A 15,001-nucleotide genomic window follows, 5' to 3' on the forward strand; every position below is an offset into this window, starting at 1 on the left:
TTTGCATGCTGGTGAGAAACACCCCCACGGGCGTGGGGAAGACCGATGGTCTTTTGGTCGTGTGTCTTTTTTGGCAGAAACACCCCCACGGGCGTGGGGAAGACCGCCGAGCCCTTGCCCGGGCGTCCAGGTCAATGGAAACACCCCCACGGGCGTGGGGAAGACTCAGGGGAGAGGACCGGCGCGGCGCAGGGGGCGGTAACACCCCCACGGGCGTGGGGAAGACTTTATCTGCCCTTCGTCACACGCAAAAAGAAGGGAAACACCCCCACGGGCGTGGGGAAGACGGCCGGTTCACTCGTCAGTCAGCGTGCTGTTGAGAAACACCCCCACGGGCGTGGGGAAGACACAGGATCATGCTGGCCGGATTTCCCATCCGTAGAAACACCCCCACGGGCGTGGGGAAGACCCTTTCCAGCATCAAGCTGCGCAGCCCCTGGTAGAAACACCCCCACGGGCGTGGGGAAGACCCCCTTACCCGCAACAGGGGGGTATCTGTTTCAGAAACACCCCCACGGGCGTGGGGAAGACGCCGGGATCTCGGTGCCGTCCAGCAGGGTGAGAGAAACACCCCCACGGGCGTGGGGAAGACCGGAATCGATACCTGTCACGTCGACTCGGATCAGAAACACCCCCACGGGCGTGGGGAAGACGCGGTAGTCGCTGGAACACGCGCATCCACGTCAGAAACACCCCCACGGGCGTGGGGAAGACAACCCGTCCGCCCCGAATCCGGCGTTTGGCACGGAAACACCCCCACGGGCGTGGGGAAGACGATCTCCGCTCCGCCTGGGCCGTGTCAGCACGAGAAACACCCCCACGGGCGTGGGGAAGACACCCAACCGCTGACCGGAGTCGATCAAATAACAGAAACACCCCCACGGGCGTGGGGAAGACGCGTAGGCATAGACCCAGGTGTCCAGCGGCTCGGAAACACCCCCACGGGCGTGGGGAAGACTCAGTGAACCAGATCCCGCGCATGACCTTCCGGGAAACACCCCCACGGGCGTGGGGAAGACTGCCAGCCGATGGGTCGGCGCCGGTGTAGAGGGGAAACACCCCCACGGGCGTGGGGAAGACACCCTGGCGAAGCACCCGCCCATGCGGACTCAGGAAACACCCCCACGGGCGTGGGGAAGACAAACGAGAGGCCGCAACGCTAACGATGCGCTAAGAAACACCCCCACGGGCGTGGGGAAGACGACTGAAAACCACCAGCGTCTGCGGTTGCTTGGGAAACACCCCCACGGGCGTGGGGAAGACAGCACCGTATAAGGCTCTTGCGGAGGCGGGACGGAAACACCCCCACGGGCGTGGGGAAGACTGCCCTGGCCGTCGCGGATGTGATGGACCTGCGGAAACACCCCCACGGGCGTGGGGAAGACTGCCTGCCGATCATCCGGGGCGCTGCCGAGGCAGAAACACCCCCACGGGCGTGGGGAAGACGGTCGGCGCGTTCGATGATCCAGTCAGTCAAAGGAAACACCCCCACGGGCGTGGGGAAGACTCATGCCGCACCCCGCCGCCGGCTCCGGATCAGGAAACACCCCCACGGGCGTGGGGAAGACCGGCTGGGTGGCATCCTTGACGCCGGACGTGAGGAAACACCCCCACGGGCGTGGGGAAGACCGCCGGGAAGTCTACCCGGGCGGGGGTGGCCGAGAAACACCCCCACGGGCGTGGGGAAGACAGGCCACGGGCGGCAACGTCGAGCAGATGGCCGGAAACACCCCCACGGGCGTGGGGAAGACAGATGTACACCCTGACGCCGGATCAGGTGGACAGAAACACCCCCACGGGCGTGGGGAAGACCCAGCGGCGGACGACTTCTTCGGAGGTCCGCAGGAAACACCCCCACGGGCGTGGGGAAGACTTTACGAGCGGACCGCGATGACCGATCTGCAGAGAAACACCCCCACGGGCGTGGGGAAGACAATGACCTGCTTGCCTTCGCTCTCGACCAGGAAGAAACACCCCCACGGGCGTGGGGAAGACGACGGCGCCGGCCTGCAGCCCCACCTGGAGGCGGAAACACCCCCACGGGCGTGGGGAAGACGGCATCGCGCTATGCGGTGTTCTACGCCCATGGAGAAACACCCCCACGGGCGTGGGGAAGACCTGCTGACGATAGCAAACGCTACGCAATCGCAGGAAACACCCCCACGGGCGTGGGGAAGACGGAAGGACTCCGGGGTGCTGGTGGAGCTGGTGAGAAACACCCCCACGGGCGTGGGGAAGACAGATCAGAAAACGCCTTGACAACATCGGGGCCAGAAACACCCCCACGGGCGTGGGGAAGACGGACTGAAGACCAGACACCTGGGGCGATCCAAGGAAACACCCCCACGGGCGTGGGGAAGACCTGATGCGATGAATAATGGCGTGGGCAAGGGAAGAAACACCCCCACGGGCGTGGGGAAGACCTTCAGGCTCGCGTAAAGCCAGCGGAGGAAGCGGAAACACCCCCACGGGCGTGGGGAAGACCGCGCAGATGACTCAAGACAAGGCCCGCGATTAGAAACACCCCCACGGGCGTGGGGAAGACTCGCTGGTGGTGACGGACGAGCAGGCGAAGAAAGAAACACCCCCACGGGCGTGGGGAAGACGTGATGCGAGATCACAAAACCGAGTGGCTGCCGAGAAACACCCCCACGGGCGTGGGGAAGACTTCACCGTCCACGGTCCAGATGCGATGTGCACAGAAACACCCCCACGGGCGTGGGGAAGACCGCGCTGCTCTACGCTGCGGTTGAGCTGGGAGAGAAACACCCCCACGGGCGTGGGGAAGACACGTCTCGGCGATGACGGTCTACGTCGGCGGCGGAAACACCCCCACGGGCGTGGGGAAGACGTCAAAAGCCTGGAACCACGGCTCGATATCCAGGAAACACCCCCACGGGCGTGGGGAAGACGAACTCCAGACTGAATACCCAGAGGCTGATGTAGAAACACCCCCACGGGCGTGGGGAAGACGGGTGCAACATCAAAACAGGTAACTGTCCTGCAGAAACACCCCCACGGGCGTGGGGAAGACCCTGCAAAGCTGCCATGTCTGGAACCTCTAAAGGAAACACCCCCACGGGCGTGGGGAAGACTAGCCGAGCAGCATCAAGAAAGGCTTAATGAGAGAAACACCCCCACGGGCGTGGGGAAGACTCTGGATCAGTGGACATACCCACCCCTTGAATAGAAACACCCCCACGGGCGTGGGGAAGACCCTGGTTCGGCGATGACGAGCCCGTGTGGCGCGGAAACACCCCCACGGGCGTGGGGAAGACCGATCCGGGCGGAAGCGGAACCACAGCCGCTGAGAAACACCCCCACGGGCGTGGGGAAGACTAGATGCGAGGATGAATCTGTTGGAGGCCCGTGGAAACACCCCCACGGGCGTGGGGAAGACACCAACAAATTGTTAAGGAACCAGGCTACAGATACAAAATGTGCCAATTACGCCGATACAAGGGTTTCGATCACCAGCTGCAAACCCGAGATGTTCATCATCGGCTTTCGGGGCGGGCCGATGGTTCTGATCTCGTAGCCGGGAGGCTGTGGCAGGGAGCGGAACATCACCAGCCCTGACTCGGGCGGGCAATGCTTGTAAAGGTACTCGATGACCGTGGTGGCCACCGAGTCCTTAACTCCAGAGACGAACACATTGGGCCTTGGTTCGATGAACCAAAGCTTCATCCGTCCCCGCACGGCGGGGGGCAGGTCATTTGCGACGACGACGAGCATTGCCTCCTCCGAACGTATCCTGGATGTCTTCCCCGACCTTAGCCAACAAGTCCATCTCGATCACCCGCTGACGGAACGCGGCCGATACCTTGTACTTGTCGTAGCGACCAGCCAAATCACGGGTGAGCGAAAAAGCCAAGTCGATACACAGTGACTCCTTGTAGAGATCGGCCAGGTCGTAGATGAACGGCAGCGGGCTACCGGAATGGATGAAACCGATGTGCGGCGAGTAGCCCATGCTGTGCACCGCCGAGCAGAGGATGCCGTACAGTGCCGCATTGGTGGCGGTCAGAATCTGATTGGTCACATCACCCAGTTCGAACTTACCCGGCGTGAACTGGCGCCCCTTCCATCCGACTTGATACTCCTCGGCCTTCTGCTGGTACAAAGCGCGTACCCGATAGCCTTCCATACCCATCATTTCCTTCAGGCTCTTGCCCTGCAGCTCGGCATCGGGAAAACGCCGGGCAAACATCCGCCTCGCTACTTCCAGCGACTTTTGCGCGTCCGATGCCAGCTCAATCTGCTGCTTCAGGTTTCGGGTATCGGCCGTCGGTAGAAAGCCCGCCGCATAGAACAGCAGGCTATCCTCTCCTACCCAGCAGATCGAGCAATTGGCCGACACCGCGGTCTTGACCGCATCATGGGTAACCGTGGTGCCCGGCCCCAGCAGCAACGCATTGAGTGTTGCCACCGGCAGGGGCACTACGTTTTTGTCGGCATCAATCCACTTGATACTGCTGTCGTCGATCTCCAGACGGCCGCGCTCCAGGTACAGGAACGGGTACTTGTCCTTCACTTGGGGCAGGGAGTCGCGGGTAACCTTGACGAACAGGCGTTGCCCGGTGGTCATCTTAGTCCTCCCATTTCTGCACGGTCACCTGACGATCACGGTACTTCTTGTGTGGGCCGAACTGCAGGGGCACGTCGTTGAGAGTCAGCACCTCGCCTTCGTGCTCACCCTGCAGCACCCGCAGCGCGAACGCACGCTTCTTTTTGGCCGCCAATGCCGCACCGACCTGTACAGCCTGCTCGGCGTTAGCGAAGCACCCTTGGTAAACGAACTCGGTAGGCACGCAGTTCTTACGGCCCAGATACAAGTCCCAGACTGGATTGATCAGCGCTTCGGTTACCGCCTCGACCTGCCCGACCGGTGCCTGCAGGATCACGGCATAGGCCATGTCCTGCAGGTAGTAGCGATAGGTCATCTTGGTGCCACCGCCGACCGCCTTCTTGCCCTCGCTGGTCTTCGGGATCAGCAGAGTCTGCCAGGGGTCCTGGTCGTCATAGCCGCTGCCGACCATGTGGAAGTCGCGCAACAGCGGCAAGCCGTGACGACCTTGCGGCACATAGCCCACCACCTGCATGTCCAGATCAGCCCAGGCCGCCAGCCAGCCGCATTCCTCGCCGCCGGCACCTCGGGCGCAGCACAGCAGCCCTATCACGCCGGACTTGGTGGGAAAGTCGAGACTGTCGCGGCGGCCGAAGCGGGAGTCATGCCCCCAGGACTGCAGTGGCGCCTCCAGCCACAGCAACAGATAGGGATCGTTCATCGCGCACCTCACTGCACATGGCTTTGCAGCTTGGCGATCAGCGCGTCGATGCTGAACGCTTCGTCCTCGCCCCAGTCGTAGCTACCCAGCTTGCCAAACAGCGAACTGTAGAGTTTTTCTTTTTTGTCCAGATAGCCCTTCAGTTCCTTGATGCTCGGCTGTAGATAGCCGCCGTCGCGGCTCTTTGGCACCGGCGTCTCGAAAGGCACCTGCAGGCGCTGGCCCTTGCGTACCAACACACGAGCGAACTCCCATGGACTGGCACCAGACTGGGTGGTCTGCCGGGCATTGGGCACGGCGACGAACAGTGCCTGAGTGAAGGCGGCGATCGCCTTCTTCAGATCTTCTTCACCGAGGGTTTGCACCAGTTGGCCGAGGTCGAGGCTGACGTAGCGGTAGTAGGTCGCCGAGTTGAACTCCAGGCTGCCCATGTGTGCCGACCCCGGCTCGGTTTGAAGGTCGTCCAACGCCGTGAAGAACTCCACCTCGTTACTGACCCGGTGGGTGGAGATGGCGTGGGCGAAGGACGCCGCTGCTTCGACATTCATGTCGGCGGCCTTGGCAACCATGCGGCCAAACAGGGCGATGTCAACCGCATTCACCGCCTCATCGGGTTTACCAATGAGTTTGGCGAGCTCTGCAGCCTGCTTCTTCTGCTCCTTTGCGGTAATTACACCCTCAGAAGAAAAACCATTCTCGTGAAACGCACCGGCAATGATTTCAACTTCTCGGGGGCTCAGGAACAACAGGGTGTCATTGTCGTCGTCAGTGGCGGCTACTTCCTCAACCTCTTGCTCCTTCTTCTTTCCTTTAGCCTTTTTTTCCTCCTTGATAAAGATCTTCTCGATCACTTGACCACATGCCTTGGCCTGTTCATCTGAAGCACCAAGTTCTTTGCACTTGCGCGCAATCAGCAAGCCAATGAGCTTGGTACGAGTTCCCATCGGCAAGCCCAGTTCTTTCATGGCCAAGCGCACTTGACGCTTCCAGCACTGCGAGCTAACCCGGGCGCGGGTCACGCCGCCAACCACGGCGGTTTTCGGCGCGCCGACGTCGTCGCGGTTCAGGCAGGTCACGGGGAAGGACTGCAGGATGTGGTACTCGATGCGGGTGTTGGTGTAAGCGTTACTCATGACGAAGATCCTTTTCAGGCGAAAGGGTTGTCGAGAAGGGGGACGATCTGAAGCAGGCCGCAGCCGAAGGCACGCGCACGGCCGATACCCCGGGCAAAACTGTTGTGGAACTGTGTACGATCGGTGACCTCCAGTTGGCCCTGTACATGAGCCTGGGCAAGGGTAACCAGGTTTTGCTGCTTGTTCTTGAAGCGCAGGACATCAAGCCGATCCACTTGAAGGTGCTTACGGGACACCCTGAAGCCCCAACTCTCCAGGGCACGCTCGCAGAACCAGTCACCGATGGCCTCACGGCCCTTGACCGGCAGCAGTTTACGGCTGGCGCTATCGCGCCGGGTCGGGTTGACGATCACCCTGAAGCGATAGCGATCATGCTCGAGAAAGCTGCCCGCAATCGGCTTGCTCTGCACCTGACCGTACTGGCCATCGATGCACGCGGCCGGTATGCGGTCGGCGAGCAGCAGGATGCGCCGACTGTGGAAGTCGCCACCCTGGTCGGCATAGAGGATGCCGCTGGTCTGGCTGGCGCCTTTTTCCTCGGCACTGCGCACGTCCTCGTAGAGGCTGTAGACCACCCGGTGCAGTGAGTAGGGATCGGTGATCCGCAGCGCCTTGCTGGCTTGGCGGTCGAGGTATAGCATGCCGGCGACCAGGCTCATGCGACCTCCTCCTCGGCACTTGAGGCCTGCGCGTAGAATTCCTGCGCCCATTGCGCCCTGACCTGCTGAGCGTTGAACGAAAAATGTCGCAGTTGCTTGAGCAGGCGGATGTAATCGAGCCCCTGGCCCACCTTGCTGTCAATCAGAGAGAGCAGCGGGCGCAAGATGCGGCACAGCTCGGCCAGATCGTCGCAGGCCAGCAATCGCCGCAGGCGAGCCTTGGCCTGGTCACTGGCGTTTCCGCTCTCGTAGCAGGCCGCCAGGGCACGCCCCAATCTCAGGCTACCGTTGCGCTCGGCCTTTGCCTTGGCAATGGCCGCCGCCACGGTGACGAAGGGCAGGCGTTCGCGCTCCTGGTCCAGCTCGATACCATAGGCCGCCAACAGCTCCCAGCTCTGATATTCGGTCGCCGGGTTATCGGCCCGGCGCAGGCGGGCAGCCATGCCCTTGTTCTCGGCGCAGAGCTTGAGCACTCCGGTGACGAACCGCTCCTCCCGGCTGGGCGGGGCTGTTTCCGGCTGTTTTTCCTGGGATTGCATAGGCTCCATCTCCTTACGCCTCCTGACGCAGATATTGGCTGTTATTAGGTCGGCATTTGGCCCAGGCATCCAGCTGACGTGCGGTTTCCTTCGGGCAGAAGCGGTCATAGGACTGCTGGACATAACCCGCAAAAATCAGCCGCAACTTGCGGCGCTGCTCGGCGCCCTGCTTGTCCGGCTCGCAGGCATCCACCAGTTGCTGAAAATGGCGTTCGCAAAGTTGCCAGAACAGCGTCGAGGCCTGGGCGGCCAGCTTGCCGGCATCCACCTTCTGCTCCTTGAAGAAGGCCATGACCCGGCCATATAGGCCCTTGGCCAGTTCCCCCAGTGCATCCATCTCGGTCTTGAGCTGGGCAAACCACTGCTCGCCGAGCATTCTGCTGTACAGCCAAACCTGGGACTCGACGAAATCGTCACCACCGGAAGCGTACTGCTCCCCGGCATTGCTGCTGACCCGCAATCCACCCGACCAGATAGCGAAGGCCTCGGTCGCGTCGCGGGCACGGTCCACCCCTGAGCGCAGTTGCATGCTCTGAAAACCTCGCGGGTTCCCCTGTTCAATGAAACCCAGCAGTGAAGTCAGTTCGCGCCAAGGGCGCTTTTCCGGGTCAACCCACAATACCTTGGGCTCCTTGCCGGAATGATCGACCGCCACACTGGGGTCACAGACACCTGCCTTGTAACCGGCATGTGCCAGCCCCTCCGAATAGTGCAGGCCGTCCTCGGCCAGCAGACAGAATCGGCACAGCGGCACCAGGCGGCCCATCAGCGACTGCTTGAGATCCTGGGCAACCGGGCAATCCTCGCCCTCCGGCATACGCTCCCAAGGTGCCGTGCCGACTCCGAGTGGGAAGATCATTGCCTGTTCGACCTGATGATCCGTCAATAAATTGAGCCACAAGGTTTCCTGCAGGTTGCTGCCGACCAGGAAGCTGTGCAGCAGCCCCATGTGCGCCACCGCAGGCCCCGGCTTACTGGACGAAGGCTTGCCCTTGTCGTTGCGCTTGTCGGCATAGCCGGGGGTCAGCACCACGCTGTTGTCGGTCTTCTTGCCCGACAGGGCAAAGGCCATCAGGCTGACCAGCAACAGCGCCTTTTCCCCATCGTCCAGCCGGCGTTCGACCTGTCCGTGGCTGAGTACCGTAGTGTTGCCGGTGGAGATCTCCGGCAATACCGCGCCATAGCCCTGCAGAGCCGCTGCGCGGATGGCCGGCATTTGCAGGAACGGCCGTTCGCCATACAGGTGGAAATGCTCATGCCAGCGGTCCAGATAGGCCAGGCAGCTGCGCGCCAGTCCTTCGGCGCCAAGTGATCGCCAGGCCTGTTCATCAGCCGGTGTTGTCGCCGCTTGTGCGATGGCCAGCAGTAACTTCATCAAGGCGATCCGCTGTACCGGATGACCACCGAGACTGCGGTACTGCGGGTTCTCGAAGATTTCCCGAAGACTGACGCGCCCGGCACCGGCAGCCGGTATCCACGGTTCGTGGACCAGATTGAAGCGGTTTTCCATGTTGCTCATCCATGCTCCTTGATCACTCGGTAACCCAGGTCATTGCGATATTCCAGGGTGTGTTTTCGATGCACTTGGGCACCCTGCAAACCGTGCAGCACGTCGGTCTCATCGACCAGTGCGACGCGCAGAATGGCTTCGTCTTGGGCCGGATCGCCCAGATAGAAACAGTGCTGCAGAGCGAACTTGCTCAGCGTATCGATAGGCAGACATTCGGGCGCATCCTGCACGGGCACCGGCACGATCTGACGCATCAGGCTGGCGCTGAGTTCGCGCCAGCCGCGCTTGTCCAGTTTGTGCCGATCCCTGGGCAGCAGCACCTGCCGGCCATCGAGCAGGATCAGGCGCGTCGCCCTCTGTTCCGGCAGTTGCACGGCGGCACGCAGCAACAGCACCTCGTAACTGTCCAGCTCACTGTAGCGGGTCTGCGCCTTGCTTTCCGGCAGGGTATTGCCATCCTGGGCCAGAGTCACCCGTGCCAGTTGGGCCAGCGCTCTGCGACCCTTACGCCGCGGCGTGCCGTTGTCCAGTTCGTGCAACCACCGCGCCATGGCCTCGTCTTCCTGACGCTGGGCGTAGGTCTGCTCGATCAGCACGCGGATATCCTGCGGCAGGCGCAGCGAATCCTTCCCCTGCCAGACCTCGAGGCTGCGGCACAACACATAGGGACTGTAGACATGGGCGCTGCTGCCGAACGCGGAGAACGGTGCAACAATCGCCTGCTGAAGGTCGGGCGCCAGTATCCAGGCTTCGCAACGGGCCGCAGGCTCGCGCAGTGTTCCGGTGTGCCGCCACAGGCGGCCCAGACGCTGCAGCAGCATGTCGGTCGGCGCAAAGCGGCTGACCAGAAAGTCCGCGTCGATATCCAGCGACTGTTCGAGGATCTGCGTGCCGACCAGAATCCGGCCCTGCCTTGTCCTCGCCTGCCAACCACCCTTGCCGAACAGGCTGACCCAGTATTCCTCGATGCGCTGGCGATCCTCGGCGGTAAAGCGCGAGTGCAGCAGGCCACAGGCGACGCCCAGCTCGGCAGCGCGGGCAGCCAGGTCGAGGTAGCGCCCCTGCGCTTCGGCCACGGTGTTCTCGATCCATAGCACCTGCTGGCCGCGGCTGGCCCGTTCCAGGGCCTCGGCCAGAGCCGCGTGCTGCTCGTCAAGCAAGCACGTGTTCACTGAATGGCCCGCTCCACTCGGCACGGGCCACTCGGCCACTGTCTGATGGTGCGGCACAGCGGAAATCAGTGGATAGGAGTCGTCGCTGACTGCAGCGCCCAACAGTTGCCGGCGGCGATCGCGGTTCAGCGTGGCGCTGAGGATGATGACGGTGCAATGCAGTTCGCGCAGCAGTTCGACCAAGGCATTCAGCAGGGTGCTGGTATAAGCGTCGTAGGTGTGCACTTCGTCGAGGATTACCACCTTGCCGGCCAACCCGAAGGCACGCACGAAACCGTGCTTGACGTTCATCGCCGCCATCAGCGCCTGGTCGATGGTGCCGACCGCGAAAGGCGCCAGCAAGCCGCGCTTAGCATGGTTGAACCAGGCACCACCTGGTTGACCTTCCTCACCCATTTCGGTATCCAGAAGCCAAGCCTTGCCGTGCAGCAACAGGGGCCGGTGACGACACTCCGGTGCGAGAATTCCCTTCAGGAACTCGTTGAAGCGCTCGTAAATCTTGTTGGAAGTCAGCTGAGTCGGCAGAGCGAAATAGATACCGCTGGCGTGGCCGCCAGCGAGCATACGGTAGGCGACATACAGTGCCGCCTCGGTCTTGCCCAGACCCATCGGCGCTTCCAGCACATAGACACCGGAACCAGCCACCACATCGATCAACTGCTGTTGGGCCGGGTACGGAGTAAAGCCGAAGAGCCGTTCAAAGGAAAGGTCTGCCTGATAGTCGGGACGGATGAAACCGGCGTCATCCAGTGCGGGTTCGATGCGTTCCCGCCACGACTGCGCAGGGTCTTCGAAGAAAGACCCCGAGCCGATCCAGTCGGCCACCGAAGTCAGCCCAGCCAGCAGGCGCGCCTGTGACACTGATTCAATTAGCGGCCAGTCACTGTCGAGCAACGTCTTCAGCTTGGCCACCAGCGCTGCACGCTCTTGCTGCCAAAGTGGCCCGCCAAAAACATCATCACCCGCCTTGAGGCCTGCAACAGGTGGGGAGAAGCCATGATGCTGACCGAGAATCTCTGCCACATACGGCGGCGCATCAAGTGCCCTCGCAGTCACTTGACTGACCCCGGCATGGCCACCCCATCGTCTTTCTAGATCCGGGTTGATGTTAGGCAGCGGCTCAAGGACTGTCTGCCCTTGGCTGCAGGCACGGCGCAGTTTTTCGTAGAAGCAGGGACTGACCTTGCCAATGTCGTGCCCAGCAGCGGCCATCTCGGTGCCCGGCGGGAACAGGGCGCTACGCAGCACAGACGGATAGCGGGCAATCAGCGCTCGTGCCACCTCGCCGACAATCTGGCAGTGTTCAGGGACCGAGCGACCTTCAAAGATAACCCCGTCAAACCGCTGGTAGGTTTTGGCAGGGCACTTTCCGAAAGGAACCACCGCGCTGCATTCAGAAACCCTGGAAACACGTTTTCGCAACATGAGAATTTCCCTATTCATTGAGCGCAATGTGTCACAACACGCTGTTTTAAGAGAAACCTAGCGATACACCTCGCGGCGATTCCCAAGCTCGACCACCAAGACACGGAACTCATCATCCCGAATCTCGCAGATCACCCGGAATTGACCGATACGGTAGCGCCACAACCCACCCAGCGGTCCGGTCAACGCCTTGCCGGTACTACGCGGATCATGGCGTTGGGCAACCCGGTCGTCCAGAAAGTCCAGGATGCGCCGGGCGGACGGCTTATCGAGCTTGCGTAACTGGTTGAGTGCCGTCTGCGTGTACTTAATCGTCCAGGCCAAGGTCTTTCCTTACGTCCTCGGACGAGTACACCTGCTCCTGCCCCTTGCGGACACGCTCCAGCACCTCGGACGCCAGGTAGTAATCCTCCATGTCGGCCAATCCACGCTCAATGATCTCGCGCAAGTAGTATGCCTTGGTGCGCCCGGTCCTGGTGGCCAGGAAATCCAGCCGCTTTTCGATCTCGGGTGCCAATCGGATGGAAGTTGCCATGTATTACCCTCCCAGTGAATACATGCATTCATCGTATCACCAAATAGACAGCCGCAATTCACCCAGATCGACTGGCTTCACCTGACAATTAAGATTGATCTCGACGCCCCCCCCTGTCGGACGACGAATGAATGCGGGCAAGCCCACCCAGCGGGTCATTTGTGGCTGGACGATCTTTGCTCACCTCCCCCACCGACAACCCCCACCCTCAACAACGGTTCCATCTCCTCGGCCGGCACGGGACGACTGAACAGATATCCCTGCCCCTGACAACAGCCATGCTCGATCAAAAAATCCCGCTGCACGTGATTTTCAACCCCTTCCGCGATCACTGCCATGCCTAATGTCCGGCCCAGCCCGATGATGGCCCGGATGATGGCGGCGTCCTCCGGATGGGCTGCCGGGTCGTCCCGCATGTCGGAAACGAAGGATTGATCGATCTTGATGGCATGCACCGGCAGGCGCTTGAGATAGTTCAGGGACGAATAGGCGGTGCCGAAATCATCAATGGAGACGCGCACGCCCTGATCGTTGAGTTGGGTCAGCGTGCGGATGGTCTGGTCGATGGAACTCATGGCGGCGCTTTCGGTGATTTCGAGCTCCAGATCGCTGGTTTCGAGTCCTGCCGCGGCCAGTGCTCCCATGATGCGCTCGAAAATATCCGGCTGTCGGAACTCGTGCGCCGACAGGTTGACCGCCACGGGCACGATGGGGATGCCACGGGCTTTCCAGGCACGTATCTGCTCGCAGGCCTGTCGCAGGATCTCCGGCCCCAGCGCCTGAATGAATCCGGTCTGCTCCGCCAGGGGAATGAAGCGGCCCGGCGATATCATGCCCCACTGAGGATGTCGCCAGCGCACCAGCGCCTCAAGACTGAGCACGCGACCACTGACCAGATCCACGCGGGGCTGATAAACAAGGTGGAATTCGCCCTGTTCCAGCGCCTGCCGCATGGCCTGGTCCAGTTCCATTCGCTCCTGCAGGGCTGTGTCCAGTTCTCGGGTATAGAAGTGATAACAGCGGCGTCCCTCGGCCTTGGCACGGTACATGGCCGCATCGGCGTGACGCACCAATTCCTCGGGGCGATCACTGTCGGCAGGATAAAGGGCGATGCCGATACTGACAGTGACACATACCCGCAGGGAGTCCAGAGTCACCGGCCTGCTCAGTGCCTCCTGGAGTTTTTCGATGACGGAAATGACACCCTCCACATGGGTCAGCTTGGATAGCAGGAGGATGAATTCATCCCCCCCGAACCGGGCCACCGTATCCCCCTCGCGCAGCAGGGCGCACAGGCGCTGGCTGATCTGTATCAGCAACTGATCGCCCTGGGCATGTCCCAGTGAATCATTGACCACCTTGAAATCATCCAGGTCGATGAACACCACGGCCAGGGTATGGCAATCCCGCCGCGCCTGAGCCAGGGCCTGGCCGATGCGATCCAGCATGAGGGTACGATTGGGCAGTCCGGTCAACGGATCATGGAAGGCGAGATATTCCAGACGCTCGGTCAAGGCCCGCTTATCGGAAATGTCCTCCGCCAGCTTGATATAGTGCGTCACTTCTCCCCGGGCGTTACGAATCGGTGAGATTCTCGCCATTTCCCAGTAAGACTCCCCTGAGCGTTTGCGATTGTTGAATTCCCCCTCCCAGGTCCCACCGTTCCTGATCGTCTCCCAGAGCTGTCTGTATTTGTCTGCGTTTTTCCCTTTGAAGCTCAGCATCCCCGCTCGCTGTCCCTGCACTTCATCCCGGGAGAAACCCGTGATGTCGCAGAAATGCTGGTTCACATATTCGATCACTGCATCGGTATTGGTGATCACCACCACACTGGGGCTTTGTTCCACCGCAAACGCCAGCCGCTCACTCATTTCCTCGGCCCGCTTGCGCTCACTGATGTCCAGACTCGAACCCAGGATCTTGATGAGTTGCCCGTCCGGGCCATACACGGGGGAAGCCTGATACAGAATCCAGCGCCAGCCATCCGTCTTGTGACGCATCCGGATTTCCACACGAAACCGCCCTTCGGGCTGATGCGTGTATTGCTCGAACAGCCGAATCCCGGCATCCCGTTCATCGGGGTGGATCAGTGAGCGCCAGACTTCCATGTCACTGTCCATTTCATCATCCTGATAACCCATCTGCGCCTTGAGTTCCGGGGTCAGGTAGACCTCTCCATTGGGTCGCCACTCGAAAAGGCCCACGTTGCCGCCACGCACTGCCTCCCAAAGCCGCTCCCGGTCCCGACTACCTGTCGTGATGTCCACATCTATGCAGTACAGGCGCAGGTCGCCTTCGGCATGCTGAACCATGACATGAGAGGAGTGCACCGTGATCAGGTGACCCTGCCGATGACGCAAATTGAGAATCTCGGACGGCGGGAGCCGCCCCCCGTTGTCCCGCAGTTGCTGCATGCGCCGGGAAAAGGCTTCCCGGTCATGCTCGGGGATGATGAGATCCTCCAGATTGGCGCCCAATGCCTCACGGGCAGGATAGCCATAGAGCCGTTCACTGGCCTCGTTCCAGTAGAATGCAGTGCCGTCCAGACGATATCCCTGGATGGCGACATCCGGTATGTTATCCAGTAACCGGGTGAGGGCCGACTCGTTGCGCCTCGATACCTCCTCCGCCTCTCGGCGCGCCGTGATATCCCGGTCGTCTCCCGCCACGGCGGCGTTATCCCGCAGGAAGGCCCTGGCCTTCTCGCGTAGACGCTTCATATCCATGCTGACTGTCCGGT

The 15,001-nt window shown here is 61.4% G+C and carries 11 protein-coding genes and 1 CRISPR repeat array; all 11 genes read right to left on the bottom strand.

The features are described from left to right. The first annotated feature begins 15 nt into the window (after positions 1 to 15). Positions 16 to 3,400: a CRISPR direct-repeat array (repeat unit 28 nt; unit sequence GAAACACCCCCACGGGCGTGGGGAAGAC). 47 nt (positions 3,401 to 3,447) lie between these two features. Further along, on the bottom strand, positions 3,448 to 3,735 hold the full coding sequence (gene cas2e / locus LQ952_RS07040) for a type I-E CRISPR-associated endoribonuclease Cas2e (protein ID WP_238621949.1): 288 nt from the start codon (positions 3,733 to 3,735) through the stop codon (positions 3,448 to 3,450). After that, positions 3,713 to 4,588: a type I-E CRISPR-associated endonuclease Cas1e gene (gene cas1e / locus LQ952_RS07045; RefSeq protein ID WP_238621950.1), complete on the bottom strand. Its 876-nt coding sequence runs from the start codon at positions 4,586 to 4,588 to the stop codon at positions 3,713 to 3,715. Before cas1e ends, cas2e begins: the two co-directional genes overlap by 23 nt. A 1-nt stretch (position 4,589) precedes the next feature. Then, a complete protein-coding gene (cas5e, locus tag LQ952_RS07050; RefSeq protein ID WP_238621951.1) occupies positions 4,590 to 5,300 on the bottom strand; it encodes a type I-E CRISPR-associated protein Cas5/CasD in 711 nt (236 codons plus the stop codon). Then, entirely contained in the window at positions 5,297 to 6,421 is a 1,125-nt protein-coding gene (cas7e, locus tag LQ952_RS07055) for a type I-E CRISPR-associated protein Cas7/Cse4/CasC (protein ID WP_238621952.1), read from the bottom strand. The genes cas5e and cas7e overlap by 4 nt, the downstream gene beginning before the upstream one ends. Positions 6,422 to 6,435: 14 nt before the next feature. After that, positions 6,436 to 7,080, bottom strand: a complete 645-nt coding sequence (gene cas6e / locus LQ952_RS07060; protein WP_238621953.1) for a type I-E CRISPR-associated protein Cas6/Cse3/CasE — start codon at positions 7,078 to 7,080, stop codon at positions 6,436 to 6,438. Next, positions 7,077 to 7,619, bottom strand: coding sequence for a type I-E CRISPR-associated protein Cse2/CasB (gene casB, locus LQ952_RS07065; RefSeq protein ID WP_238621954.1), 543 nt, complete (start codon positions 7,617 to 7,619; stop codon positions 7,077 to 7,079). The genes cas6e and casB overlap by 4 nt, the downstream gene beginning before the upstream one ends. A 13-nt stretch (positions 7,620 to 7,632) precedes the next feature. Beyond that, a complete protein-coding gene (casA, locus tag LQ952_RS07070) occupies positions 7,633 to 9,138 on the bottom strand; it encodes a type I-E CRISPR-associated protein Cse1/CasA (RefSeq protein WP_238621955.1) in 1,506 nt (501 codons plus the stop codon). After that, positions 9,135 to 11,726: a CRISPR-associated helicase Cas3' gene (gene cas3, locus LQ952_RS07075; RefSeq protein WP_238621956.1), complete on the bottom strand. Its 2,592-nt coding sequence runs from the start codon at positions 11,724 to 11,726 to the stop codon at positions 9,135 to 9,137. Before cas3 ends, casA begins: the two co-directional genes overlap by 4 nt. Positions 11,727 to 11,783: 57 nt before the next feature. Beyond that, positions 11,784 to 12,050: a type II toxin-antitoxin system RelE family toxin gene (locus LQ952_RS07080; protein WP_238621957.1), complete on the bottom strand. Its 267-nt coding sequence runs from the start codon at positions 12,048 to 12,050 to the stop codon at positions 11,784 to 11,786. Beyond that, positions 12,034 to 12,261, bottom strand: a complete 228-nt coding sequence (gene relB, locus LQ952_RS07085; RefSeq protein WP_238621958.1) for a type II toxin-antitoxin system RelB family antitoxin — start codon at positions 12,259 to 12,261, stop codon at positions 12,034 to 12,036. The genes LQ952_RS07080 and relB overlap by 17 nt, the downstream gene beginning before the upstream one ends. A gap of 155 nt (positions 12,262 to 12,416) precedes the next feature. After that, positions 12,417 to 14,987 (bottom strand): sensor domain-containing protein, encoded by a 2,571-nt coding sequence (locus tag LQ952_RS07090; protein ID WP_238621959.1) that lies wholly within the window; start codon positions 14,985 to 14,987, stop codon positions 12,417 to 12,419. Positions 14,988 to 15,001: the final 14 nt, after the last annotated feature.

Origin of the sequence: Ectothiorhodospira lacustris, assembly GCF_022227785.1 — a bacterium.
GTDB lineage: Bacteria > Pseudomonadota > Gammaproteobacteria > Ectothiorhodospirales > Ectothiorhodospiraceae > Ectothiorhodospira > Ectothiorhodospira lacustris.

Coding starts and splice junctions, on each gene's coding strand:
- cas2e (WP_238621949.1), bottom strand. CDS start 3,735: ATGCTCGTCGTCGTCGCAAATGACCTGCCCCCCGCCGTGCGGGGACGG.
- cas1e (WP_238621950.1), bottom strand. CDS start 4,588: ATGACCACCGGGCAACGCCTGTTCGTCAAGGTTACCCGCGACTCCCTG.
- cas7e (WP_238621952.1), bottom strand. CDS start 6,421: ATGAGTAACGCTTACACCAACACCCGCATCGAGTACCACATCCTGCAG.
- cas6e (WP_238621953.1), bottom strand. CDS start 7,080: ATGAGCCTGGTCGCCGGCATGCTATACCTCGACCGCCAAGCCAGCAAG.
- casB (WP_238621954.1), bottom strand. CDS start 7,619: ATGCAATCCCAGGAAAAACAGCCGGAAACAGCCCCGCCCAGCCGGGAG.
- casA (WP_238621955.1), bottom strand. CDS start 9,138: ATGAGCAACATGGAAAACCGCTTCAATCTGGTCCACGAACCGTGGATA.
- cas3 (WP_238621956.1), bottom strand. CDS start 11,726: ATGTTGCGAAAACGTGTTTCCAGGGTTTCTGAATGCAGCGCGGTGGTT.
- relB (WP_238621958.1), bottom strand. CDS start 12,261: ATGGCAACTTCCATCCGATTGGCACCCGAGATCGAAAAGCGGCTGGAT.
- LQ952_RS07090 (WP_238621959.1), bottom strand. CDS start 14,987: ATGGATATGAAGCGTCTACGCGAGAAGGCCAGGGCCTTCCTGCGGGAT.